The sequence below is a fragment of the Streptomyces cavernicola genome, from assembly GCF_029968035.1.
Lineage (GTDB): Bacteria > Actinomycetota > Actinomycetes > Streptomycetales > Streptomycetaceae > Streptomyces > Streptomyces cavernicola.
In genome coordinates, this window is the sequence record NZ_JASCIQ010000029.1 from 60,236 (window position 1) to 83,832 (window position 23,597).

The following is a 23,597-nucleotide window of genomic DNA, read 5'->3' on the forward strand; positions in this document are numbered from 1 at the left end:
TTCGTCGGTCAGCGATCGAGTCGTGGACGGGGCCATCCGCCAGCCAATCGGAAGCACGGGAAGAGATGTCGGCACCGAACAAGTCGTACGACCCTGTCGAGGTCGAGGCACTGAAACCGGAAGAGATCGAGCGCATCCGGGACGAGGCGCTCGCCGCCTTCGCCGCCGCGGACTCGCTCGAAGCGCTTCAGGCGGCCAAGGTCGCGCACGCCGGCGGCACCTCGCCGCTGTCGCTCGCCAACCGCGAGATCGGCGCGCTGCCGCCGCAGGCCAAGGCCGCGGCCGGAAAGCTCGTCGGCCAGGCGCGCGCCGCCGTCGGCCGGGGCCTCGCCGCCCGCCAGACCGAGCTGGAGGCCGAGCGGGACGCGCGGGTCCTGGTCGAGGAGGCCGTGGACGTCACGCTGCCTTACGACCGCACGCCCGCGGGCGCCCGGCACCCGCTGACCACGATCATGGAGCGCGTCGCGGACGTCTTCGTGTCCATGGGATACGAGGTCGCGGAGGGCCCCGAGGCCGAGGCCGAGTGGTTCAACTTCGACGCCCTCAACTTCGTGCCGGACCACCCGGCGCGGCAGATGCAGGACACCTTCTTCGTCCAGGGCCCCGAGGGCACCAAGGGCGACGAGTCCGGTGTGGTGCTGCGTACGCACACCTCGCCGGTGCAGGCCCGCGCGCTGCTCGACCGCGAGCCGCCCGTCTACATCGTCTGCCCCGGCCGCGTGTACCGCACGGACGAGCTCGACGCCACGCACACCCCGGTCTTCCACCAGATCGAGCTGCTCGCCGTCGACGAGGGCCTCACCATGGCCGACCTCAAGGGCACCCTCGACCACATGGTCAAGGCGCTCTTCGGGCCGGACATGAAGACTCGGCTCCGCCCCAACTACTTCCCGTTCACCGAGCCGTCCGCCGAGATGGACATGGTGTGCTACGTGTGCCGGGGCGAGTCCGTGGGCAACCCGGACCGGCCCTGCCGCACCTGCGGCAGCGAGGGCTGGATCGAGCTGGGTGGCTGCGGCATGGTCAACCCGCGCGTGCTGACCGCGTGCGGCGTCGACCCCGAGAAGTACAGCGGATTCGCCTTCGGGTTCGGCATCGAGCGGATGCTGATGTTCCGCCACAACGTCGAAGACATGCGAGACATGGTCGAGGGTGACGTCCGGTTCACCCGGCCGTTCGGGATGGAGATCTGATGCGGGTCCCGCTTTCTTGGCTGCGGGAGTACGTCGACCTGCCGGCCGGCGAGTCCGGTCGCGACGTACAGGAGAAGCTCGTCGGAGTCGGCCTGGAGGTCGAGACCGTCGAGCAGTTGGGCGCCGACCTCAAGGGTCCGCTCGTCGTCGGCCAGGTCCTCACCATCGAGGAGCTGACGGAGTTCAAGAAGCCCATCCGCTTCTGCACCGTCGACGTCGGCCAGGCCAACGGCACCGGTGAGCCGCAGGAGATCGTCTGCGGCGCCCGGAACTTCGCCGTCGGCGACAAGGTCGTCGTGGTCCTGCCCGGCGCCGTCCTGCCCGGCGGCTTCGCGATCTCCGCGCGCAAGACGTACGGCAAGAAGTCGCACGGCATGATCTGCTCCGGCGACGAGCTGGGCATGGGCGACTGGGGGTCCCCCCGGACGGAGTCTGGGGGAGGCTCCGGCGGCATCATCGTGCTGCCGCCCGAGCACGAGGTCGGCACCGACGCGATCGAGCTCCTCGAACTCGTCGACGAGGTCCTGGACATCGCCGTCACGCCCGACCGCGGCTACTGCCTGTCGATGCGCGGCGTCGCCCGCGAGACCGCCACCGCGTACGGCCTGCCGCTGCGCGACCCGGCGCTGATCGACGTGCCCGCGCCCAACGCGCACGGGTACGAGGTCAAGGTCGCCGACCCGGCCGGCTGCGACCGGTTCACGGCCCGCACGGTCACCGGCCTCAACCCGGAGGCGCACTCGCCGATCTGGCTGAAGCGCCGCCTGCAGAAGGCTGGCATGCGCCCGATCTCGCTCGCCGTCGACATCACCAACTACGTGATGCTGGAGCTCGGTCAGCCGCTGCACGCCTACGACCGGTCCCTCGTGGAGGGCACGATCGGCGTGCGCCGCGCCGAGCAGGGCGAGAAGATCACCACGCTCGACGGCGCCAAGCGCGTCCTCGACGCCGCCGACCTGGTCATCACCGACGAGCGCGGCCCGATCGGCCTCGCCGGCGTCATGGGCGGCGCGCACACCGAGATCGCCGACGCCGAGCCGGACCCGGAGACGGGCGAGGTCAAGGGCACCACGGACGTCGTGATCGAGGCCGCGCACTTCGACCAGCTGTCGATCGCGCGCACGGCCCGCCGCCACAAGCTGTCCTCCGAGGCGTCCAAGCGCTTCGAGCGCGGCGTCGACCCGCAGGCCACGTCGGCGGCCGCCCAGCGCACCGTCGACCTGCTCGTGCTGCTCGCGGGCGGCACCGCGGAGGCGGGCGTCACCGAGGTCGTCGCGCCGAGCGCCCCGCGCACGATCACGATCCCGGCCGACCACCCGGACAAGGTCGCCGGCGTGGCCTACGGCCGGGAGACCGTCGTACGGCGTCTGCAGGAGGTCGGCTGCGATGTGTACGGGCAGGACACCCTGACCGTCACCGTGCCGTCCTGGCGGCCTGACCTCACCGACCCGAACGACCTGGCCGAAGAGGTCATCCGCCTGGAGGGGTACGAGAACCTGCCCTCCACGCTGCCCTCGCCGCCCGCCGGTCTCGGCCTGACCGAGCGGCAGCGCACGCACCGCCGCGTCGGCCGCGCCCTCGCCGGCGCCGGGTACGTGGAGGCGCTGAGCTACCCGTTCATCGGCGAGCAGGTCTTCGACGAGCTGCTCCTGGAGGCGGACGACCCGAACCGTCGCGTCGTGAAGCTGGTCAACCCGCTCTCCGACGAGGAGCCCGCGCTCCGTACGACGCTGCTTCCGGGGCTGCTCGCCGCGCTGCGCCGGAACGACTCGCGGGGCAGCCACGACCTGGCGCTCTTCGAGACCGGCACGGTCTTCCATCCCCGCGAGGAGCAGCGCACCGCGGTGCGGCTCGGGGTGGACCGGCGTCCGACCGCCGAGGAGCTGGCGGGCCTGGACGAGGCGCTGCCGTACCAGTGGCGGAACGTCGCGGTCGTCCTCACCGGCGCCCGTGAGCAGGCCGGCTGGTGGGGCAAGGGCCGCCCGGCCGACTGGGCGGACGCCGTCGAGGCGGCCCGCGTGGTCGCCCGCGAGACCGGCGTCGAACTCACCGTCAGGGGCGGCCAGTACGGGCCGTGGCACCCGGGCCGCTGCGCCGAGCTGGTCGTCGAGAAGGACGGTGCGGAGAAGGTCGTCGGGTACGCCGGCGAGCTGCACCCGCGCGTCATCAAGGCGCTCGGCCTGCCCGCGCGCACCTGCGCGATGGAGCTGGAGCTGGACGCGCTCGTCGCCGACGAGGTCCTTCAGGCGCCGCGGATCTCCACGTTCCCGGTGGCCACGCAGGACGTCGCCCTGGTCGTCGACGCGGACGTGCCGGCCGTGGCGGTCGAGGCGGCGCTGCGCGAGGGTGCGGGCGAACTGCTCGAATCCCTGCGCCTGTTCGACGTGTTCACGGGTGAGCAGCTCGGCGAGGGCAAGAAGTCCCTCGCGTACGCGCTGCGCTTCCGGGCCGCCGACCGGACGCTGACGGTCGACGAGGCCAGTGCCGCCCGGGACGCCGCCGCGGCGCTCGCGGGCGAGCGCACGGGCGCGGTCGTGCGCGGCGCGTAGCGATCTCGACGGAGCGTTCGCAAGAGCGCAAAGTCCCTGCTGAGGGGCGCACTTGGGAGACCAAGCGCGCCCCTCACTCGTTCGGGTGGGAATGCCGGGGATCCGTTCCCGACGGTGCGGCTATGTCGACAAAATCAACGCGGCCGTCAGGGCCGGCTCGCGTGTGGATCCGAACGACAGGTCCTGGGCCCTGGGGAGCCGCTGCATCGTCCAGGGGTTCCTCAGGAGGCGACGGCATGATCCGTATCGAGGCCAGAGCCCGGGTGGTCGCCCTCGCCCTACCCGCGATATGGGGCGCTGTCGCCGTGGCGTACGAGCTGACCTGCCCGCTCGCGCAGGAAGACGGCCTCGGTGCGCGGATGACCTCCAGCGCCGTGTTCTTCGCGGTCGGCACGGGGCTCACCGCGGGTGTACGGCGGGTCCTGCTGCGGGAGTTGGCGCAGCTGAGCGAGGTCGCGAAGGCCGCGCAGCGGGTGCTGCTGAGACCGCTGCCGCCCCGCCTCGACGGTCTCGCCGTGGCCGCCGGGCAGCTCTCCGCGCACCGGGGTGCGGACGTGGGCGGCGACCTGTACGAGGCGGTGGTCACCGAGCGCGGGGTGCGGGTGGTGATGGGCGACGTACGCGGGCACGGGCTAGCGCCGATCGGCACGGTGGCCGCGGTGCTCGGCTCGTTCCGGGAGGCCGCGCACGACGAGCGTGAACTGGCGGGTGTACTGCGGCGGTTGGAGCGTGCGCTCGGGCGGCATGTCGACGGGGTGGAGGGAGGGGCGGAGGGCGCGGACGGGGAGGAGTTCGTGACCGTACTGCTCCTGGAGATCCGCCCGGACGGCTCGGTGTTCGCGCTCAACTGCGGGCATCCGTGGCCCTATCGGCTCGGCCGGGGAGTGGGGCGGATCGTGGGCGGGGAGCCGCTGCCGCCGCTCGGGCCCTTTCCGCTGCCGGACGCGCTGCCCGCGCGGTATTGCGGGCGGATCCTGCCCGGCGAGGTGCTGCTCCTGCACACCGACGGCGTGGAGGACGCGCGGGACGCGGCCGGACGGTTCTTCCCGCTGCACCGTGCCCTCGTCGAGGCCGCCGCCGCGCCCGCGTCGCCGGAGCCGGACGAGCTGGTCGGGTCCCTGCGGGGCGCGCTCCTTCGGCACACGGGCGGGCGGTCCGGCGACGACATGGCGCTCCTCGCGCTGCGCAACGACCGGCCTCGGGTGCCGCGACAGGGCTGCGCTCAGACTGCCAACCTCCGGTCATCGACGCGGAGTTGAGAGGTGTACGACGCGTCGTCCGCCGGACCGCGGACGTACCTGGCAGACGGTCCGACGGGCGACGCGTGGGTGGGCCGCCGCTGTGTCGAGGGGGGAGCCGACGGCCCGGCCACTCCGGCTCGGCCTTCCGGTTCGGCCGGAGACCCGGCTCAGGGGAGCCGGACGCAGCACAGTCAACCGAGGCTCGGCCGCCGGTGGCAGCGCACGTACCGCACCGATCCGGGCACTTGCTTCACACCCCGTGTGAACCGGGGCCAACTACCCTGAACGCACGGACGATTGAGCCGTGACGCTGCCCCGGAGGGCGAGAGGCGACATGCAGCCCAACACTCTGCTCGACGCGATCCTCGACGAGGCCGGAGTCTCCCACGCGGGACTGGCCGCGCACGTCAACCAGGCAGGCCGGGCGCGAGGGCTCGCCCTGCGCTACGAACACACGGCCGTCGCACGGTGGTTGAAGGGCCAGCGGCCGCGCGGCCAGGTGCCCGACCTGATCTGCGAGGTGCTCGCCGCCCGCCTGCACCGCAGCGTCACCCTCGACGACATCGGCCTCGGCGTGCCCGGACAGCCCGCCGACCTGCACGGCGCGGGCGGCACGCTCGTCGGCTTCGTGGAGCGGGCCACCGCGCTGTGGCGCTCCGACGAGCAGCAGCGCCCGCACATACTCGGCGCCCCCGCCGTCACCGGAACCCCCGCCGTGATGCCCGTATGGGAGTGGGAGAACCCGCCGGAGGACGTGGACGTGTCCCGGGGCGGGCGGCACCGGGTCGGCAGGACCGACATCGAGATGCTGCGCTCCGCGCGCGCCCACTACGAGCAGATGTACCGCAAGACCGGCGGCATCGCGACGCGCGCCCGCATCGTCGGCTTCCTCAACGCCGAGGCGGCCCCGCTGCTCCGCGGCTGCTACACCGACGCCACCGGACGCCAACTGCACCGCGCCACCGGCGGGTTGGTGGCCGTCGCCGGGATCTGCGCGTACGACTCGGACGCGCACGGGCTCGCGCAGCGCTACTTCCACCAGGCGCTGCGGCTCGCCAAGGCCAGCGGGGACCGGGGGCTCGGCGCGTACGTGATAGCGCTGCTCGTCAACCAGTCGCTGTACATGCGGGAGTTCCGGCAGGCGGTGGCGTTCGCGGAGGCCGCCCTGCGCGCGGCCGGCCCGCACATCACTCCGGCGCTCGCGGCCGACCTGTACGCGATGCAGGCCAAGGCGTACGCGCACCTCGGCGACGGCGGCAGCGCGCTCGCCTGCATCCGGCGGGCCGAGTCGGCGGCCGAGCGCATCCGCCGTGGACACGAACCCGACGAGACGGGGTACGTGCAGCCGGGGCTCGTCAACGTACAGGTGGCGGAAGCCCTGTTGAGCCTCGGGGATCTGACCGCGGCGCGGGAGCACTCCACCGCCGCCGTGGACACCCCGGCCCACGACCGGGGCCGTGTGCACCGGCTCGCCGTGCTCACCCAGATCGAGCTGCGCCGCGGCGAGGCCGACAAGGCGGTGGCCACGGCCGTCGAGATGGCGGAGCAGGCGCGGGGCATGGAGTCGCAGCGGCTGCGGGACCGGCTGCGCGCGGTGCGCGAACACCTCGTACGGAACGGCTGCTCGGGCACGGCCGAGGCGGCGGAGCTGATCGACGGGGCGCTGCGCGTGCCGCTGTAACTCCCGTACGGCCGCCCGCTGCTGCGATATTGCCACTACTTCGGCGGAAGGTGGCAGAAACGTGCAGTGGACGAACCTGAAAGAACAGACTGTGTACGAGAACCGCTGGTTCCAGGTCAACCTGGCGGATGTCGCGCTGCCGGACGGCCGGCATCTCGACCACTTCCTCATCCGGATGCGGCCGGTCGCCGTGGCCACGGTCGTCAACGAGGCGAACGAGGTCCTGCTGCTGTGGCGGCACCGCTTCATCACGGACAGCTGGGGCTGGGAACTGCCCGCGGGCGTGGTCGAGGACGGGGAGGACATCGCCGTCGCGGCCGCGCGGGAACTGGAGGAGGAGACGGGGTGGCGGCCCGGTCCGATGCGGCACCTGATGAGCGTCGAGCCGTCCAACGGGCTCACGGATGCGGTGCATCACGTGTACTGGGCGGAGGACGCGGTGTACATCGGGCCTCCGCAGGACGCGTTCGAGTCCTCGCGGCGGGAGTGGGTGCACTTGAAGTTGGTGCCGGACCTGATCGCTCGGGGGGAGGTGCCGGGGGCGAACATGGTGGCGGCGCTGTTGCTGCTGCGTCAGCTTCGGTTGGGGTAGGGGGTTTCTCCCCACCCCACCCCTTCCCGAAAGACTGCCGTCGGCCCGAGGGCTGCCGCCCCCCCCGGGCCCCCGTTCCCCGGGGCTGCCGCCCCTGGACCCCGCTTGGGGGCTGCGCCCCCGGGCCCCGGTCGTCTTTTCGGTTGCCGCTTCGTCGTGGCTGGTCGCGCAGTTCCCCGCGCCCCTGTCGGGGGCTGCGCCCCGTCCCCGGTTGCCTTTTGGCTGCCCGCTTCGTTGTGGCTGGTCGCGCTTCCCCGCGCCCCTGAAAGATCAGCCCCTGCCGGGGCAAATTCAGCCTCTCCGGCGTTTGAGATGGGGGTCCCCCCTGCTCGAGCGCAGCCGAGAGCTTGGGGGAGGGGGTCCGGGGGCCGGCCCCCCGGGATGGGGTCCGGGGCGGAGCCCCGTGGTGGGGTTCAGGGGCGGCAGCCCCGAGGCGGGGGTCGGGGGCGCAGCCCCCCCCGTAGCTGTCCGTCAGGACTTTCGGGAAGGGGCGGGGAGGGGAGAGGGAAACGCCGGGGTCAGTGCCCCACCGCCTGCCAGATCGCAACGATCAGCGCACCGAGCGCCGCAAGCACGGCAAGCGCGGGGAGAGGCCAGCGCGTGCGCTCAAGCGCGGCGACCCGCGCGCTCAGGTCGTCCAGATCCTTGCTGCTCTGCTCGTCGCGCTGGCTCAACAGGGCGAGTTTTCCGTCCACTTGGGCGAGACCCACGTCGATCGAGCGTCGTAACTCCGCGTGTTCCTCCGGCACCACGCTCTGCTCGGGGTCGCTGGTCACGACTGCGCTCCTTTCCGGCCGGAATCCGGCATGGACCGGCATCGATCCGGCATCGATCCGCCTCGGTTCACATCCCCCTGGCGTCCCCCTGACGCGCACGCACAGTCAATACCGCTGGTCGTCGTGGAGGAAGCGGGTGCGCACGGCATATGCGGGCCCGGGGCGCACACCCTGTGTGAAGCGCGAGGGCCCGGCACGCGTCAAGCGGTGCCGGGCCCCTCTGTGACGGCCGTTTCTGGCCGGATCGATACGCAGCGTGGCTGGAACAGGTGTTCCCGGCCGCGCGGGAGCGCTCAGTACGTGTAGAAACCCGAGCTCGTCTTCCGGCCGAGCCGACCCGCGTCCACCATGCGCTGCAGCAGCGGGGGAGCGGCGTACAGCGGCTCCTTGTACTCGGCGTACATCGAGTCGGCGACCGAGGCGACCGTGTCCAGGCCGATCAGGTCGGCCAGCTTCAGCGGGCCCATCGGGTGGGCGCAGCCCAGCTCCATGCCGTTGTCGATGTCCTCGCGCGAGGCGATGCCCGACTCGAACATCCGGATCGCGGAGAGCAGATACGGGATGAGCAGGGCGTTGACGACGAAGCCCGAGCGGTCCTGCGCGCGGATGGCGTGCTTGCCGAGGATCTTCTCCACGACGGCCTCGGCCCGGCTGATGGTCCCCTCGGACGTGGTGAGCGCGGGGATCAGCTCGACCAGCTGCTGCACCGGGGCCGGGTTGAAGAAGTGGATGCCGATGACCTGGTCCGGGCGGGACGTCGCGACGGCCAGCTTGACCAGCGGGATCGAGGAGGTGTTGGAGGCGAGGATCGCGTCCTGCCGGGTCACCACCTGGTCGAGCACCTGGAAGATCTCGGTCTTGATCGCCTCGTTCTCGACCACGGCCTCGATCACGAGGTCACGGTCGGCGAACTCGCCGAGGTCGGTGGTGAAGGTGAGCCGCGCAAGCGTCTCGTCCCGCTCCTCCTCCGTGATCTTCCCGCGCTCCGCCGCCTTCGCCAGAGAGTTGTACAGCCGCGTGCGGCCGATCTCGAGGGCTTCGCCGGTGGTCTCCGCGACCTTGACGTCCAGGCCCGAGCGGGCGCAGACCTCCGCAATGCCCGCGCCCATCTGGCCACAGCCCACAACTCCGACGCGTGCGATATCGCCCATAAGGTCGGTCACCTTGTGCCTTTCACTGATCTTCGGCCCGGCCACGACGCCGTTGTACAGCGTCGGCCTCGGCCACGACGTTACTCCGCGCCTCCTGGTGTCCTATGGGCCGGGGCGGGCATCCTGTCCGTTCACACATGGACATCGGTCGCAAGCGGAGGCATTCGGTGCGAATCTCTCGCAGGGCGTTCGGAGTGGCGGCGGCGGGGCTGTTCAGCGGTCTCGCAGTGGATTCGGAAGCGGTGGCGCAGGGGCGGAGCGGGCCCCCGGAACCCGCAGCGGCGGGCGATCGGCGGGGCGGGGACGGCGGGCCGAGCGAGCTGCGCGGCATGTGGCTGGCCAGCGTCGACAACCGGGACTGGCCGTCGCAGCCGGGGCTGAGTGCGGCTCAGCAGCGGGCCGAGCTGATCGCGTATCTGGACGTGGCCGTGCAGCGGCGGCTGAACACGGTGTTCTTCCAGGTCCGCCCGTCGGCCGACGCGCTGTGGCCGTCGCCGTACGAGCCCTGGTCGGTGTTCCTCACCGGGGTGCAGGGCCAGGATCCGGGCTGGGACCCGCTCGGCGCCGCCGTCGAGGAGGCCCACCGCAGGGGCCTCGAACTGCACGCCTGGTTCAACCCGTACCGGGTGGCGATCCACACGGACCTCGCGCAGCTCGCCCCGACGCACCCGGCACGCCTGCACCCCGAATGGGTCGTGCCGTACGGCGGGAAGCTCTACTACAACCCCGGGATTCCCGAGGTCAGAAGGTTCGTGCAGGACGCGATGCTGGACGCGGTGCGCCGCTATCGCATCGACGCGGTGCACTGGGACGACTACTTCTACCCGTACCCAGTCGCGGGCGAGGTCTTCGACGACGACGAGGCGTACGCGCGCTACGGCGCCGGCTTCCCGGACCGGGCGAGCTGGCGGCGGCACAACATCGACCTGCTCGTGCACGAGATGGCCGCGCGGGTCCGGTGGGCGCGGCCGGGCGTGCGGTTCGGGATCAGCCCCTTCGGGGTGTGGCGCAACAGCAGCACCGACCCGCTCGGCTCGGACACGTCGGCGGGCGTGCAGACCTACGACCACCTGTTCGCCGACACCCGCAGCTGGGTGCGTGAGGGCTGGATCGACTACGTCGTACCGCAGCTGTACTGGAACATCGGCTTCCCGGCCGCCGACTACGCGAAGCTGCTGCCCTGGTGGGCGGAGGTCGCGCGCGGCACGCGCGTGCAGCTGTATCTCGGCGAGGCGCTCTACAAGGCGGGTGATCCGGCGCAGCCCGCCCCCTGGCAGGACCCGGGGGAGCTGTCCCGCCATCTGACGCTGGCGAGCGAGGTGCCCGAGGTGCGCGGCCACTCGTTCTTCTCGGCCAAGGAGGTGGCCACCGATCCGTTCGGCGCGATGGCCCGCGTCGTGGCCGATCACTACGAGCAGGGCTGAGGTGCCGCGGCGGGCGGGGCTCACCGACCGGCGTCCACCGACTGGTGGTCACCGATCGGCGCCGCCCGCCGCGCGCTCTCCTACGCCTGTTTCTTGTGCTGCACGACAGTGTCGGGGCCCGGCGACAGGACCGCCTCGTGACCGTCGTCGAACTTGACGCGGTACGGGGGCTCGCCTGCGGTGCCGAGCACTTCGACGACCTTTGCCACGTGATCGTGCTGGCCGACGGTCCTGCCGTGCACCAGGAGCGTGTCGCCCACACTTGCCTGCATCGGTGGTGACCTCCCTGTCCCCTCGGAGGGCGCCCACCGCCCTGAAATCCGGTGAGCGATCCGTCGGCGCCAGTCTACGGCGAGGGGTGCTGTTCGGGCTCCTCGAGAATCCGACGGCAGGCACTCCCGTACGGAAGGTGGGGGCGTCGGCGGTCAGCTTCGGGAGCGCTGGGTGACCGCGATGCAGACGAGCACGGCCACGGCGGTGAGCGGGGCGGCCCAGGTCAGGTCCTCGCCGAGCAGCAGCACCGACCACACGAGCGTCAACAGCGGCTGGGCGAGCTGGAGTTGGCTGGCCTTGGGGATGCCGATCGCGGCCATGCCCCGGTACCAGACGATCAGCCCGACCCACTGCGAGCCGACCACGAGCCAGGCCATGCCGGCGACGCTGCGGGCGGTCAGGTGCACCGGTTCGAGGTCGACGGCCGCCCAGGTCGCGACGGCCGCGATCGGCAGGCACAGCACCAGGGCCCAGCCGAGGACGTGCCAGCCGGGCATCACCCGGGAGAGGCGGCCGCCCTCGGTGTAGCCGGCCGCGCAGATCAGCAGCGCGGCGAAGAGATACAGGTCGGCGGCGGTGAGGTCGCCGCCGCTCTGCGCCACGGTGAAGGCGATGACGGCGGCGGCCCCGGCGAGGGCCGCGACCCAGAACGTGCGCGAGGGCCGCGCGCCGGTGCGCAGCGCCGAGAACAGGGCGGTGGTCAGCGGCAGCAGGCCCACGACGACGGCGGCGTGCGCGGTCGTCGAGGTCTCCAGGGCCAGCGTCGTGAGCAGCGGGAACCCGAGGACCACGCCGGCGGCGACGACGGCGATCCCGGCCCTGTGCCGGCGCTCGGGCAGCCGTACGCGCAGCGCGAGCAGGCAGGCGCCCGCGAGGAGCCCGGCGAGGAGGCTGCGCACGGCGACCAGGGACCAGGGGCCGAAGCCGTCGAGGGCCCAGACGGTGGCGGGGAAGGTCAGCGAGAACGCGGTGACGCCGAGCGCGGCCTGCAGCGTGCCGGACGCGCTGCGTCGCTCGCCGGGCCCGGGTTCCGGGAGGCGCCGCTGGGCGGGGTCCGCGGGGCTCGGCGCTCCGGTCGTCGCTCCGTCGCGTGTGGCCGAGTCGACCGCTATCCGGTTCGTGGGAGTAGCGCTATCCTGTGCTGTCATGCAAGAGCGTAGCAGCGTAGGTGATCTGGCAAAACTGCTCCGGACCGAAGTGAAGCGCTACTCTCCGGGTGGGAAGCTGCCGTCGAGTCGAGCCCTTGTCGAGCGCTACCGGGTCAGCCCGGTCACCGTCTCGCGCGCCCTCGCCCAGCTCGCCGCCGAGGGCCTGGTCGTCACCCGCCCCGGCGCCGGGGCCTTCCGCGCCGAGCCGCGCACCGCCGCCCGGCCTGCGGGGGACACCTCCTGGCAGCAGCTCGCGCTGAGCGCGGACGCGGCGGCCGAGCTGGTGCCGCGCGCGGTGGACGCGAGCGGGGTCCTGGCCAGCCTGGCGGAGCCGCCCGCCGGGGTCATCGAGTTCAACTGCGGCTATCTGCACCCCTCGTTGCAGCCGGAGCAGGCCATGGCCGCGGCGCTCGCGCGGGCCGGCCGCCGCCCGGGGGCGTGGGGGCGGCCGCCGATGGAGGGCCTGCTCGAACTGCGCGAGTGGTTCGCCCGCGGCTGCGGCGGTGCGGTCACGGCCGCCGAGGTGCTGATCACCGCGGGTGGCCAGTCCGCGCTCACGACCGCGCTGCGCGCCCTCGCGCCGCCCGGTGCGCCGGTCCTGGTCGAATCGCCCACGTATCCCGGCATGTTGGCGATCGCGCGGGCCGCGGGGCTGCGCCCGGTGCCGGTGCCGGTGGACACCGACGGGGTGCGTCCCGAGCTGCTCGCCGCCGCCTTCGAGGCGACCGGCGCGCGGGTCTTCGTGTGCCAGCCGCTCTTCCAGAACCCGACGGGCGCGGTGCTCGCCCCGCAGCGGCGCGGCGAGGTGCTGCGGATCGCGCGCGAGGCCGGTGCGTTCGTCGTCGAGGACGACTTCGTACGCCGGCTCGTGCACGCGGACGCCGGGCCGCTGCCCGACCCGCTCATCGCCGACGACCCGGACGGCGTGGTCGTACACGTCTGCTCGCTCACCAAGGCGACCTCGCCCAGCTTCCGGGTCTGCGCGCTGGTGGCCCGCGGGCCGGTACTGGAGCGGCTGCGCGCCATCCAGATCGTCGACAACTTCTTCGTGCCGCGGCCGCTGCAGGAGGCCGCGCTCGAACTGGTCGGCTCGCCCGCCTGGAGCCGTCATCTACGCGGTGTGGCCACGCAGTTGAAGGACCGCAGGGACGCGATGACGTCCGCGCTGCTGCGCGAGGTGCCCGAACTCGACCTGCCGCACATCCCGGTCGGCGGCTACCACCTGTGGCTGCGCCTGCCCGACGGCACGGACGAAGCGGCCCTCGTCAGCGCCGCCCTGCGCGCCGGGGTCGCGGTGACCACGGGGCGTCCGTACTTCTGCGCCGAACCGCCCGCCGGGCACGTCAGGCTGAGCTTCGCCGGGCTCGCCGGGGACGCGGAGATCGCCGAAGGCGTACGGCGGTTGCGGCGGGCCTGCGACGCGGTGCTGGGGTAGCGGGGGCTGCCGGGGCAGGCCCTGACGGCGGCGGAAACTCACTGGCTCCGCCCGCGCCCCACCTGCGACTCTGCCGCCATGACGACGCCTGAACCCATGACCGCGACCACGACCACAGGCACGACCACGACCACGACCACGACCGCCGTGCCCGGATACGAGATCTCCTCCGACCCCGCCCGGATCGACGCGGACCGCGTCTACGAGTGGCTCTCCACCGACGCGTACTGGGCCGTCGGCCGCAGCCGCGCCAAGCAGGACCGGGCGATCTCCGAATCGGTCAACTTCGGGGCGTACGAGGAGAGTTCGGGGGAGCAGGTGGCGTACGCCCGAGTCGTCACGGACCATTCCGACTTCGCCTGGCTCTGCGATGTGTACGTGGCCCCGAACGCGCGCGGCAAGGGCCTCGGCACCGCCCTCGTCGCCGCCGTACGCGCGGACCTCGAGCCGTACGGCCTGCGCCGCATCCTGCTCGCGACGGCCGATGCGCACGGTGTGTACGAGAAGGTCGGCTTCCGGCGGGTGGACAACCCGGAGGCGTGGATGGTGCACGGCAAGGGGTGAACGGGGGAGAGGGCGGCCGGTCGGGCGCCTCGTGTGCCTCATGAGCGGGTCTCTTCACGTCTCCGTCACTTGACCTCTGCAGCCCCTCCCAGCACGATCGCGGGCATGCATGTTCGGGTCACCTTCGTAGCCGCCGCCCGCAGCTCGTCCCTGCTCGCCGAGCGCTTCGACGACGACCGGCCGCTCGACCAGGCGGGCTGGCACGAGGTGCAGGCGGCCGCCCACGGCCTGGTGCCGCTGGCCGCGGCCGAGCTGCGCTACTGCTCGCCGACCGCGCGCAGCCGCGCCACCGGCGACGCCCTCGGCTACGCGCCGCTCGCCCAACTCGCCCTGCGCGACTGCGACATGGGCCGCTGGCGCGGGCACACCCTCGCGGAGGTCACGGCCCGCGAGCCGGCCGCGGTCGACGCCTGGCTCGCCGACCCGCGCGCGACCCCGCACGGCGGGGAGTCCCTGCTCGCCTTCATCGCGCGCGTCGGCCAGTGGCTCGACACCCGCCCCGCGGAGGACGGCGGCAGCATCGTCACGGTGGCGGAGCCGTCGGTGGTACGGGCCGCGCTCGTGTACGCCCTGAAGGCGCCCCCGGCGACGTACTGGAACATCGACGTCCGCCCCCTGTCGACGATGGCCCTGACCGGGCGGGCCGGGCGGTGGAGCTTGCGGGTGCAGGGGGTGTGACCTGTGACCGTGGGTGCGGCGGTCACGCTTCCCCTGGTCCCGCTCCAGGCCTCAACTCGGTTCGCTTGCGGGCCAGTACGGAACGCTCCGCCGCGTTCTCCGTGTGCGCCATCGCCGCCCCGTACTCCCGTGCCGCCTCCGCGTGTCGCCCGAGTCTGCGCAGCAGGTCCGCGCGGACCGCGTGGAAGACGTGGTATCCGGTCAGGTCGAGCGCGTCGACGAGGTCCAGGGCCGGTCGCGGGCCGCGGAGTTCGGCCACCGCCACCGCGCGGTTGAGGGCCGCGACCGGGTTCGGGGTCAGGGCGAGCAGCTGGTCGTAGAGCTGGACGATCTGGCCCCAGTCCGTGGCCGCCGTCGACGGGGCGTCGCTGTGCACGGCCTGGATCGCGGCCTGGATCTGGTACGGGCCCGGAGCGTTCCTGCGCAGGCAGCGGCGGACCAACTCCTGCCCCTCCGCGACCAGTTCACGGTCCCACCGCGTGCGGTCCTGCTCGGCGAGGAGGACGAGGGAGCCGTCGGCCGCCGTACGGGCCGGGCGGCGGGACTCGCCGAGCAGCATCAGCGCGAGCAGCCCGAGCGCCTCCGGCTCGTCCGGCATCAGCTCCACGAGCAGCCGCCCGAGCCGTACCGCCTCCGCCGTCAGGTCCTCGCGGACCGGGGCCTCGCCCGAGCCGGCGGTGTGGCCCTCGTTGTAGATCAGGTAGACCACGGCGAGCACCGCCCGCAGCCGGTCCGGAAGGTCCGCCTCCGACGGCACCCGATACGGAATGCGCGCGTCCCGGATCTTCCCCTTGGCGCGCACCAGGCGCTGCGCCATCGTCGGCTCCGGCACCAGGAAGGCGCGCGCGATCTCGGCCGTGGTGAGGCCGCCGATCAGACGCAGCGTGAGCGCGACGCGGGCGGCGGGGGAGAGGGCCGGGTGACAGCACGTGAAGATCAGGCGGAGCCGGTCGTCGCGCACGGGTCCCTCCTCGTCGTCCTCCGCGGGCTGATCGTCGCGGGCGTGCAGCAGGGCGGCCTGCGCGTACTTGTCGGCGCGGGCCGCCTCGCGGCGCAGCCGGTCCACGGCCCGGTTGCGGGCCGTCGTGATGATCCAGCCGACCGGACTCGGCGGCGCCCCCGCCGAGGGCCAGCGCCGCACCGCTTCCGCGAAGGCGTCCTGCACGGCCTCCTCGGCGATGTCCAGATCCCCGAACGTCCGCGTCAGCACGGCCACGGCCCGCCCGTACTCCTCCCGGAAGACCCGGGCGATGTGCTCTTGCGCGGGGCGGCCGGGGGTGTCGGGCGGACCGGGTGTGCCGGGGTTGTCGGCGAGACCGGGGCTGTCGGCGGGGCCGGGGGTGCCGGGGGCGTCGGCGGGACCAGGGCCTCCGCCTGCCGCCTCTGCCTCCCCGCCCCCGGCAGGCCCAGGCTCGCCCGGCCCTTCCGGTCCCCTCATCCGCAGGACCCGTACTGCAGTGGCCGTACCTCGATCGGCAGGGTGGTCGCGGCGGCGAGCTTGCGGCCCCACTCCAGGGCGGCGTCCAGGTCCTCGGCGCGGATCACGGTGAAGCCGCCGAGGTGCTCCTTGCCCTCCACGTACGGGCCGTCCGTGGCGAGGATCTCCTCGCCCTTGCCGCGCAGCACCGTCGCGGTGCTCGGCGGGTGCAGTCCGCCGGCGAACACCCAGGCGCCCGCCTCCCGCAGTTCGGCGTTGACGGCTTCCACGTTCCGCATGATCGGGTCGAGGACCTCGGGCGCGGGCGGTGCGCCGTCGGGCTGGTAGATGCTGAGCAGGTACTGCTGCATGGTGCTCACTCCTCGCTGAGAATCGTGGCGAGGGCCGCTCTCGTACGGGCCCTCTCAACCTCTATACGAACGAGCCCGGCCCGGATCGACACGTCGACACGTGGTCGGAAGGGCGAATTCACGCAGTCTTCGCCGACAGCGAAGAGGGCCCTGTCCGCAGGGCACCCGACACGAGATATCTTGATGTCGAGCAATTCCGACCGATGCAGTAGACGTGGAGCGGAGCACCCGGTGACTGACTCGACCATCATCTACACCCACACTGACGAGGCCCCGGCCCTGGCGACGCATTCGTTCCTGCCGGTGGTCCAGGCGTACGCCTCGACGGCCGGTGTCGCCGTGGAGACCCGCGACATCTCCCTCGCGGGCCGGATCATCTCCGGCTTCCCCGAGTACCTGGAGGAGGGCCAGCGCATCGACGACGCCCTCGCGGAGCTCGGCGAGCTGGCCAAGACCCCCGGCGCGAACATCATCAAGCTGCCCAACATCTCGGCCTCGATCCCGCAGCTGAAGGCCGCGATCGCCGAGCTGCAGGGCCAGGGCTACGCGCTCCCCGCCTACCCGGACGACCCGAAGACCGACGAGGAGCGGGACATCCGCGCCCGTTACGACAAGGTCAAGGGCTCCGCCGTCAACCCGGTCCTGCGCGAGGGCAACTCCGACCGCCGCGCCCCCGCCTCGGTGAAGAACTACGCCAAGGCCCACCCGCACCGCATGGGCGCCTGGACCCCCGAGTCCAAGACCAACGTCGCCACCATGGGTGAGAACGACTTCGCCTCCACCGAGAAGTCCGCCGTCATCGCCGAGGACGGCTCGCTCCGCATCGAGCTGGTCGCCGAGGACGGCACCACCACCGTGCTGCGCGAGTCCGTACCGGTCCTCAAGGACGAGGTCGTCGACGCCTCCGTGATGCGCGTCGCCGAGCTGCGCTCCTTCCTGGCCGAGCAGGTCGCCCGCGCCAAGGCCGAGGGCGTGCTGTTCTCCGTGCACCTCAAGGCCACGATGATGAAGGTCTCCGACCCGATCGTCTTCGGCCACGTCGTCCGCGCCTTCTTCCCGAAGACCTTCGAGCAGTACGGCGAGACCCTCGCCGCCGCCGGCCTGTCCCCGAACGACGGCCTCGGCACCATCCTCAAGGGCCTGGACGCCCTGCCGAACGGCGCCGAGATCAAGGCGTCCTTCGAGGCCGAGATCGCCGCGGGCCCCGAGCTCGCGATGGTCGACTCCGACAAGGGCATCACCAACCTGCACGTGCCGTCCGACGTCATCGTCGACGCCTCGATGCCGGCCATGATCCGCACCTCCGGCCACATGTGGGGCCCGGACGGCCAGGAGGCCGACACCCTCGCCGTCCTGCCGGACTCCAGCTACTCCGGCGTCTACCAGGTCGTCATCGACGACTGCCGCGCCAACGGCGCCTTCGACCCGTCGACCATGGGCTCCGTCCCGAACGTCGGCCTCATGGCGCAGAAGGCCGAGGAGTACGGCTCGCACGACAAGACCTTCGAGGTCCCCGCCGCGGGCACCGTCCGCCTCGTCGACACCGCGGGCAACGTCGTCCTGGAGCAGCCCGTCTCCGCCGGCGACATCTTCCGCGCCTGCCAGACCAAGGACGCCCCGATCCAGGACTGGGTCAAGCTCGCCGTCACCCGCGCCCGCGCCACCGGCGACCCGGCCGTGTTCTGGCTGGACGCGAACCGTGCGCACGACGCGGTCCTGATCGAGAAGGTCACCAAGTACCTGGCCGACCACGACACTTCGGGTCTGCAGATCGAGATCAAGTCCCCGGTCGAGGCCACCGCCTTCTCCCTGGAGCGCATCCGCCGCGGCGAGAACACCATCTCCGTCACCGGCAACGTGCTCCGCGACTACCTCACGGACCTGTTCCCGATCCTGGAGCTGGGCACCAGCGCCAAGATGCTCTCCGTGGTCCCGCTGATGAACGGCGGCGGCCTCTTCGAGACGGGCGCCGGCGGCTCCGCCCCGAAGCACGTCCAGCAGCTGGTCAAGGAGAACTACCTGCGCTGGGACAGCCTCGGCGAGTTCCTCGCGCTCGCGGTCTCCTTCGAGCACCTCGCGCAGAGCACGGGCAACGCCCGCGCGCAGATCCTGGCCGACACCCTGGACCGCGCCACGGCCACGTTCCTGAACGAGGACAAGTCCCCGGCCCGCAAGCTCGGCAGCATCGACAACCGCGGCAGCCACTTCTACCTGTCCCTGTACTGGGCGCAGGAGCTGGCCAAGCAGACCGAGGACGCCGCGCTCGCCGAGGCGTTCGCGCAGCTCGCCAAGACGCTCACCGAGCAGGAGCAGACGATCGTCGACGAGCTCCTCGCCGTGCAGGGCTCCCCGGCGGACATCGGCGGCTACTACCAGCCCGACGCGAAGAAGGCCTCGGCGGTCATGCGCCCCTCGGCCACCTTCAACCAGGCACTGGCCACGCTCGCCTGAGCATCCCGCCGCTGCAGTACGGGTATGCCCCGGCCGACTCGCTGTCGGCCGGGGCATACCCGTTTTCGCGTACGGTCACTTCGCTGAGGTGCCGGCGGCGGCGTGGTCAGGCGGAGAACCACGCGACGAGCGAGTTGCGGATGCCGAAGAGGCAGGCGAGGGCGTCGTAGGCGTTGCCGACGTTGAGCAGCCACAGGTCGATGGCGGCCTGCCACAACGAGTGCTCGTCATCGGGGCCCCAGAGGCGGGCACCCGGGCGGCACTCGATCGTCCCGCTCAGTTCGGTGGACATACGCAGAGCTTGCCTGCCGGAGCGCGGGGAGAGCACCCGAATTCAGCACCGCCGAACTGCCGTACCGCTATGCCTCGGTGGGGCCCGCGCGCCGGGCGCGGGCCCCGGCTCCCTTGACCGGGCTCAGAGGCCGAACTCCTGCGGGGAGACGTTGAGCGTCGCGCAGGCCTCGCGCAGGACCTGCTGCTCGGCCGGTGCGACATAGCCGTCCGCGCCCGCGACGACGAAGCCGGTCTGGACGACCGCACGGGCCTCGGTCGGCTTCTTCGCCGCCTTGGCGATCTCCTGCATCACCTCGGCCTTGCCCTGCTGGAAGTTGTACGTCAGCTGGTCGACGTGCTTGTTGAAGCGCTGCCGCAGCTGCTCCGGCGGGAAGTTCTGCAACACGTCGTTCTGCAGGATCAGGGACTCGATCTGCTGCCGCTCGGCCGGGTCCACCGATCCGTCGGCGGCCGCGACCAGGGCGCACATCGCCATGCTCGCGTCCCGGTACGCACCGCTCTTCAGCTCCGTCTTCAGGGACGTCAGCTGGGTCTTGAGCATTCCCACGAGCTGAGCCTTCGAGCCCCCGCCACTCGACCCCGACCCCGACCCGGACCCCGGCTGTCCGAACCCGTGCCCCGGCCCATGCCCCTGGCCGTGCCCGCCGGAGCCGCCGCGTGCCCCCTGCGCCTGCTGCTGCAGACCCTTGGCCTGGTCCTTGATCCGGTCCCACATCGCCATGCGTGCCACCTCGGCTAGCCGTTCATCGGTACGTGCGCTCACACGCAACACTTTGCCAACGCCTTACCTTTCCTTGAAGTTCCGCCCGGGGCAAAGACGTTGCGCATGTCCACCGTCTAGCCGAGCGCCCCGAGGTCTCCCTCCAGCGCCGTCCGGACGATCTGCGGCCGGTCCCACAGCGCCAGGATCTCGTTGGCGAGCGCCACCGTGGCCAGCACCTCCTGATTGCCGTGCACGACGATGCCGGCCGCCGACAGACTGCGCGGGACCGCCTCCGCGTCGAGCAGCACACGCCAGTCCTGCGGGGAGAGTTCCAGGTACTCCAGGCCCTTGAGCCCGGATATCTCCAACGGGTCGGCGAGCGTGCCCGGATACGCGACCAGGGTGCGCAGGCGGGGCAGCCCGAGCACCGGGGCGAGGCTCAGGGGCTCCGCCTCCCAGGCGCCGATGGACAGCACCTCCAGGCCGGGGTGGGCGGCGGCCTCGACGCCGGGCAGGCTCCGCCGGTTCACATGCGCCACCACCGGCGGCCCCTCGGGGCCCGGACCGCCGCCCGGCCCGCTCTCGCGGCCGAGGACCAGGTGGGTGAGCGAGTCGGCGACCAGCTCGGCACCGATGTTGAACTCGTGGCTGAGCAGCACGATCTGGCCGACGTGCCCGCGCGGGCCGGGCGTGAGGTCCACCGCGAGCCGGTCCCCGCCGCCGGTGTCGCCGAAGACGATCCAGCCCGGCGAGCCGACCAGGCCCTGCACCGCGTCGTCGTCGCGGGTGACGACCGCCTCCTTCGCCGCGAACCGCCAACTGGTGCTCCGCGTCGACGCGTTCGCGACATACACCTCGTCGGGCGGGAAGAGCTCGCAGCCGATCGCCATGTACGCGCGCTGTGCCGCCTCGTCGTCCTCGCCCCAGTCCTGCCACCGCCCGCGCGTCACGCCGTAGAGCGCCTTCAGCTCCTCGGGCAGCGGGAGGCCGAGCCGGTCCTGAGCCGCCGTGAGCTCCGCGTCCGTGGCGCCGACGGCACCCGGCGGCATCCGCTCACGGAGTGTCCGGGCGAGCAGCGCCGGGTCCGCGGAGGGCGCGGGCCCCAACCCCCGTACGGGCGCGGGCAGTCGGCGCCACGGCTCCGGAACCGCGCCCTCGACCAGCAGGAGCGCTCCCGGATGCGGATGGCCGATGGCCGGCTCGACGGCGGGGCTCGGCCCGAGCACCCGGACGGTGGCAGGCCCGGCCGCCGACAGCTCCGCCGTGAACGTGACGTCCTCGACTCCGGCACCCGCCAGCGCCTGCTGCACCACCGCGACCGCCGCAGCCTCGGCCCGCATGCCCACTCTGCGAGCGGCCCGGTCGGAGCGGGGGTGGAACTCACGCGTCGGCAGACTCCAACTGCTTCTGCCGATGCGCCCCGACGCCTGCAGGACCGGCCCGGCCTGCCTCGGCGTGCGCCGCTCCCACAGGTGGCGCAGCAGCGGCTCCCACGTCGAGAAGGCGTGCAGCGAGGGCGAGTTGGCGATCGGATCCGTCATGCCCCCGACCGTACGTGCCGCCACTGACAACGAGCCGGCAGGCCGCCCACGGCCCGGCATGCCCCGGTATCAGGCTCCAGGCGCCGACCCGGTCACGCCCCGGCCGCCCCCGCCCCGAACCACCGCTCCAGCGCCCCCGACAGCCCCTCCTGGTTCTCGCCCGCCCACGCCACGTGCCCGTCCGGCCGCAACAGCACGGCGGGGGCGGGCAGCTCCTCGCTGACGTCGACGACGTGGTCGACCCGGTTCTCCCAGCCCGCGGCCGAGAGGCGACCCGTCTGGTCGAGGAGGAGGCCGCGGCCGTCGTGCAGGAGTGCGTACAGGCGGCCGCGCTTCAGCTGGACGTCGCGCATGCGGCGGCCGAGGAGGTCGTGGCCGGTGCCGAAGTCGTAGCGCACGCCGACCGCGGTGATCAGCTCCGTCACGTACCGGTTGACCTCCTCGAAGTCCATCAGCTTCGAGAACAGGGCGCGCAGCGCGGTCGGGCCGGGCTCCGCGCCGAGCAGCGTCATCTGGGCGCGGGTGTGGTCGAGCACGGCGGCGGCCACCGGGTGCCGTTCGCTCTCATAGGTGTCGAGCAGCCCCTCCGGGGCCCAGCCGTTCACCTCCGCGGCCAGCTTCCAGCCGAGGTTGAACGCGTCCTGCACGCCGAGGTTGAGCCCCTGGCCGCCGGTCGGCGGGTGGATGTGGGCCGCGTCGCCCGCGAGCAGCACGCGCCCGGCGCGGTAGTGCTCGGCCTGCCGCGTGGCGTCGCCGAAGCGGGACAGCCAGCGCGGCGAGTGCACGCCGAAGTCGGTGCCCGCGAACGCCCGCAACTGCCGCTTGAAGTCGTCGAGGGTCGGCTCGGCGGCGCGGTCCTCGGCCACGCCGTCGGCGGGCACGATGACGCGGTACATGCCGTTCTCGCCGGGCTGCAGGCCGAACCGCAGCTGCGTCTTGTGGACCTCCGCGGTGGCGGCGGCGATCGTCTCCGGGTCCGCCGTCGCCGCCATCTCGCCGAGCAGCGTCTCCACCGTGGCGGGCTCGCCGGGGAAGCCGATGCCGAGCAGCTTGCGCACCGTGCTGCGGCCGCCGTCGCAGCCGACGAGATAGCGCGAGCGCAGCCGGGTGCCGTCCGCGAGCTCGACCTCCACACCGCCCGCGTCCGCGCCCCTGCCTTCTTCCGTGCCCCTGCCTGCTCCTGCGCCCCGGCTCTCGTCCGCGCCCCCGCCCTCGTACTGGCGAAGCCCCACCACCTCGCAGCCGCGTCGGATCTCCGCGCCCAGTTCGCGGGCCCGCTCGTCGAGGATCTTCTCGGTGAGGGGCTGCGGGATGGCGACGCCGTACGGGTGCGCCGTGTCCAGGCGCTCCGGCCACGGCTTCACGATGCCGCCGAAGAGCCCGCCGGCCGAGAACGTCTCGCTCACCGCGAGGAACCGGTCGAGCAGCCCCCGCTGGTCCATCACCTCGACGCTGCGCGTGTGCAGGCCCTGCCCCCGGGACTGCGGGGTCGGCTCGGCCAGCTTCTCCAGGACGACCACCTCCACGCCGTGCAGCCGCAGCTCGCTCGCGAGCATCAGACCGGTCGGGCCGCCGCCGGCCACCAGCACGTCGATCATTGAAACCCCCGTCGTTTTCGCAGGTCATGGCGTTGAGGCGACGATTGTGCGGCACCACGGGGGCCTTGCCGCAAGACCCCCTGTGCGCTATACGTTGAGAGTGGCAAGGAGAGGCGAGTCCCCTCCTTGCCTTTGTGTTTGCACGTGGCGGTGGCGGTCGGCGCCTCCTCACTCCTCGGCTGACTCCTCCGACGCCCGCGTACGGGGTACTGCTTCCGGGGCCCGGCGCTGGAGCTCCACCCGGTCGAGCAGCGCCCAGCCGTCGACCTCCACCGTCTGTCGGTCCCCACCGCACCGGAAGGCATGAACCCGTCGGGGACCAGCCGGCCGGGGCCCTCGCGGAAGGCGATGCGCAGCCGGCCGCTCCGGCCGGACAGGCGGATGTCCAGGACCTCGCAGCAGTCCTCGTAGCGGCCGTCCCCCAGCGCGGGCGGTGGCTGTGACCGACAGACCAGAAGAACGTTTCCCCGAGGCCGCCGGGCCGAGCACCGCGCTCAGCCACCGCGCTCAAGCACCG

20 protein-coding genes are annotated in these 23,597 nt (G+C 72.6%); 10 read left to right on the forward strand and 10 right to left on the reverse strand.

What is annotated here, in order from left to right:
• Positions 1-65 precede the first annotated feature (65 nt).
• The 5 genes from pheS to QIS96_RS25290 all read left to right on the forward strand — a co-directional run bounded on the left by pheS (position 66) and on the right by QIS96_RS25290 (position 7,256).
• Entirely contained in the window at positions 66-1,193 is a 1,128-nt protein-coding gene (pheS, locus tag QIS96_RS25270; RefSeq protein WP_282545033.1) for a phenylalanine--tRNA ligase subunit alpha, read from the forward strand.
• The gene (pheT, locus tag QIS96_RS25275; protein ID WP_282545034.1) at positions 1,193-3,742 is read left to right on the forward strand and encodes a phenylalanine--tRNA ligase subunit beta; all 2,550 of its coding nucleotides are present in this window, start codon (positions 1,193-1,195) and stop codon (positions 3,740-3,742) included. The genes pheS and pheT overlap by 1 nt, the downstream gene beginning before the upstream one ends.
• A gap of 236 nt (positions 3,743-3,978) precedes the next feature.
• Positions 3,979-5,001, forward strand: a complete 1,023-nt coding sequence (locus QIS96_RS25280; RefSeq protein WP_282545035.1) for a PP2C family protein-serine/threonine phosphatase — start codon at positions 3,979-3,981, stop codon at positions 4,999-5,001.
• Between the two features lie 316 nt (positions 5,002-5,317).
• A complete protein-coding gene (locus QIS96_RS25285; RefSeq protein ID WP_282545036.1) occupies positions 5,318-6,664 on the forward strand; it encodes a transcriptional regulator in 1,347 nt (448 codons plus the stop codon).
• Between the two features lie 61 nt (positions 6,665-6,725).
• The gene (locus QIS96_RS25290; RefSeq protein WP_282545037.1) at positions 6,726-7,256 is read left to right on the forward strand and encodes an NUDIX hydrolase; all 531 of its coding nucleotides are present in this window, start codon (positions 6,726-6,728) and stop codon (positions 7,254-7,256) included.
• Positions 7,257-7,774: 518 nt separating this feature from the next.
• Here the strand turns inward: QIS96_RS25290 and QIS96_RS25295 are convergent.
• Entirely contained in the window at positions 7,775-8,032 is a 258-nt protein-coding gene (locus QIS96_RS25295) for a hypothetical protein (RefSeq protein ID WP_282545038.1), read from the reverse strand.
• A 293-nt stretch (positions 8,033-8,325) separates the two neighbouring features.
• Positions 8,326-9,183 (reverse strand): 3-hydroxybutyryl-CoA dehydrogenase, encoded by an 858-nt coding sequence (locus QIS96_RS25300; protein WP_282545039.1) that lies wholly within the window; start codon positions 9,181-9,183, stop codon positions 8,326-8,328.
• A 137-nt stretch (positions 9,184-9,320) separates the two neighbouring features.
• Between QIS96_RS25300 and QIS96_RS25305 the strand changes: the two genes are divergently transcribed.
• The gene (locus QIS96_RS25305) at positions 9,321-10,607 is read left to right on the forward strand and encodes a glycoside hydrolase family 10 protein (protein WP_282545040.1); all 1,287 of its coding nucleotides are present in this window, start codon (positions 9,321-9,323) and stop codon (positions 10,605-10,607) included.
• An 80-nt stretch (positions 10,608-10,687) separates the two neighbouring features.
• Here the strand turns inward: QIS96_RS25305 and QIS96_RS25310 are convergent, their stop codons facing one another.
• Both QIS96_RS25310 and QIS96_RS25315 read right to left on the reverse strand, forming a co-directional pair.
• Positions 10,688-10,879 (reverse strand): DUF1918 domain-containing protein, encoded by a 192-nt coding sequence (locus QIS96_RS25310; RefSeq protein ID WP_282545041.1) that lies wholly within the window; start codon positions 10,877-10,879, stop codon positions 10,688-10,690.
• 153 nt (positions 10,880-11,032) lie between these two features.
• On the reverse strand, positions 11,033-12,028 hold the full coding sequence (locus tag QIS96_RS25315) for a DMT family transporter (protein WP_282545042.1): 996 nt from the start codon (positions 12,026-12,028) through the stop codon (positions 11,033-11,035).
• Here QIS96_RS25315 and QIS96_RS25320 point away from each other — a divergent pair.
• The 3 genes from QIS96_RS25320 (at position 12,027) to QIS96_RS25330 (ending at position 14,705) form a co-directional block, all read left to right on the forward strand.
• Complete coding sequence (locus QIS96_RS25320; RefSeq protein WP_282545043.1) at positions 12,027-13,463, forward strand: aminotransferase-like domain-containing protein; 1,437 nt, start codon at positions 12,027-12,029, stop codon at positions 13,461-13,463. The two genes, QIS96_RS25315 and QIS96_RS25320, sit on opposite strands and share 2 nt — an antisense overlap.
• A gap of 96 nt (positions 13,464-13,559) precedes the next feature.
• A complete protein-coding gene (locus QIS96_RS25325) occupies positions 13,560-14,027 on the forward strand; it encodes a GNAT family N-acetyltransferase (protein WP_282545083.1) in 468 nt (155 codons plus the stop codon).
• A 105-nt stretch (positions 14,028-14,132) separates the two neighbouring features.
• Positions 14,133-14,705 (forward strand): histidine phosphatase family protein, encoded by a 573-nt coding sequence (locus QIS96_RS25330; RefSeq protein ID WP_282545044.1) that lies wholly within the window; start codon positions 14,133-14,135, stop codon positions 14,703-14,705.
• Positions 14,706-14,727: 22 nt separating this feature from the next.
• Here the strand turns inward: QIS96_RS25330 and QIS96_RS25335 are convergent, their stop codons facing one another.
• Together QIS96_RS25335 and QIS96_RS25340 are read right to left on the reverse strand one after the other, a co-directional pair.
• Positions 14,728-16,143, reverse strand: a complete 1,416-nt coding sequence (locus tag QIS96_RS25335; RefSeq protein ID WP_282545045.1) for an RNA polymerase sigma factor — start codon at positions 16,141-16,143, stop codon at positions 14,728-14,730.
• The gene (locus QIS96_RS25340; RefSeq protein ID WP_282545046.1) at positions 16,140-16,493 is read right to left on the reverse strand and encodes a YciI family protein; all 354 of its coding nucleotides are present in this window, start codon (positions 16,491-16,493) and stop codon (positions 16,140-16,142) included. The genes QIS96_RS25335 and QIS96_RS25340 overlap by 4 nt, the downstream gene beginning before the upstream one ends.
• Positions 16,494-16,724: 231 nt before the next feature.
• Between QIS96_RS25340 and QIS96_RS25345 the strand changes: the two genes are divergently transcribed.
• Positions 16,725-18,944 carry an NADP-dependent isocitrate dehydrogenase gene (locus tag QIS96_RS25345; protein WP_282545047.1) on the forward strand — a complete coding sequence of 740 codons (2,220 nt, stop codon included), beginning with the start codon at positions 16,725-16,727 and terminating at the stop codon, positions 18,942-18,944.
• A gap of 106 nt (positions 18,945-19,050) precedes the next feature.
• On the opposite strand, the gene QIS96_RS25350 is transcribed toward QIS96_RS25345, so the two are convergent.
• The 4 genes from QIS96_RS25350 to QIS96_RS25365 form a co-directional block, all read right to left on the reverse strand.
• Positions 19,051-19,236, reverse strand: coding sequence for a hypothetical protein (locus QIS96_RS25350; protein ID WP_282545048.1), 186 nt, complete (start codon positions 19,234-19,236; stop codon positions 19,051-19,053).
• 123 nt (positions 19,237-19,359) lie between these two features.
• Positions 19,360-19,959 carry a tellurite resistance TerB family protein gene (locus tag QIS96_RS25355; protein ID WP_282545084.1) on the reverse strand — a complete coding sequence of 200 codons (600 nt, stop codon included), beginning with the start codon at positions 19,957-19,959 and terminating at the stop codon, positions 19,360-19,362.
• Positions 19,960-20,075: 116 nt separating this feature from the next.
• Entirely contained in the window at positions 20,076-21,482 is a 1,407-nt protein-coding gene (locus tag QIS96_RS25360; protein ID WP_282545049.1) for an SMI1/KNR4 family protein, read from the reverse strand.
• Between the two features lie 92 nt (positions 21,483-21,574).
• The gene (locus tag QIS96_RS25365) at positions 21,575-23,080 is read right to left on the reverse strand and encodes an FAD-dependent monooxygenase (RefSeq protein ID WP_282545050.1); all 1,506 of its coding nucleotides are present in this window, start codon (positions 23,078-23,080) and stop codon (positions 21,575-21,577) included.
• Positions 23,081-23,597 lie beyond the last annotated feature (517 nt).

Excerpts from the sequence above, each read along its gene's own strand:
- QIS96_RS25360 (WP_282545049.1), bottom strand. The coding sequence starts at position 21,482 with ATGACGGATCCGATCGCCAACTCGCCCTCGCTGCACGCCTTCTCGACG.
- pheS (WP_282545033.1), top strand. The coding sequence starts at position 66 with ATGTCGGCACCGAACAAGTCGTACGACCCTGTCGAGGTCGAGGCACTG.
- QIS96_RS25335 (WP_282545045.1), bottom strand. The coding sequence starts at position 16,143 with ATGAGGGGACCGGAAGGGCCGGGCGAGCCTGGGCCTGCCGGGGGCGGG.
- QIS96_RS25350 (WP_282545048.1), bottom strand. The coding sequence starts at position 19,236 with ATGTCCACCGAACTGAGCGGGACGATCGAGTGCCGCCCGGGTGCCCGC.
- QIS96_RS25320 (WP_282545043.1), top strand. The coding sequence starts at position 12,027 with ATGCAAGAGCGTAGCAGCGTAGGTGATCTGGCAAAACTGCTCCGGACC.
- QIS96_RS25365 (WP_282545050.1), bottom strand. The coding sequence starts at position 23,080 with ATGATCGACGTGCTGGTGGCCGGCGGCGGCCCGACCGGTCTGATGCTC.
- QIS96_RS25310 (WP_282545041.1), bottom strand. The coding sequence starts at position 10,879 with ATGCAGGCAAGTGTGGGCGACACGCTCCTGGTGCACGGCAGGACCGTC.
- QIS96_RS25330 (WP_282545044.1), top strand. The coding sequence starts at position 14,133 with ATGCATGTTCGGGTCACCTTCGTAGCCGCCGCCCGCAGCTCGTCCCTG.
- QIS96_RS25285 (WP_282545036.1), top strand. The coding sequence starts at position 5,318 with ATGCAGCCCAACACTCTGCTCGACGCGATCCTCGACGAGGCCGGAGTC.
- QIS96_RS25305 (WP_282545040.1), top strand. The coding sequence starts at position 9,321 with ATGGACATCGGTCGCAAGCGGAGGCATTCGGTGCGAATCTCTCGCAGG.
- pheT (WP_282545034.1), top strand. The coding sequence starts at position 1,193 with ATGCGGGTCCCGCTTTCTTGGCTGCGGGAGTACGTCGACCTGCCGGCC.
- QIS96_RS25280 (WP_282545035.1), top strand. The coding sequence starts at position 3,979 with ATGATCCGTATCGAGGCCAGAGCCCGGGTGGTCGCCCTCGCCCTACCC.
- QIS96_RS25315 (WP_282545042.1), bottom strand. The coding sequence starts at position 12,028 with ATGACAGCACAGGATAGCGCTACTCCCACGAACCGGATAGCGGTCGAC.
- QIS96_RS25325 (WP_282545083.1), top strand. The coding sequence starts at position 13,560 with ATGACCGCGACCACGACCACAGGCACGACCACGACCACGACCACGACC.
- QIS96_RS25355 (WP_282545084.1), bottom strand. The coding sequence starts at position 19,959 with ATGGCGATGTGGGACCGGATCAAGGACCAGGCCAAGGGTCTGCAGCAG.
- QIS96_RS25340 (WP_282545046.1), bottom strand. The coding sequence starts at position 16,493 with ATGCAGCAGTACCTGCTCAGCATCTACCAGCCCGACGGCGCACCGCCC.
- QIS96_RS25300 (WP_282545039.1), bottom strand. The coding sequence starts at position 9,183 with ATGGGCGATATCGCACGCGTCGGAGTTGTGGGCTGTGGCCAGATGGGC.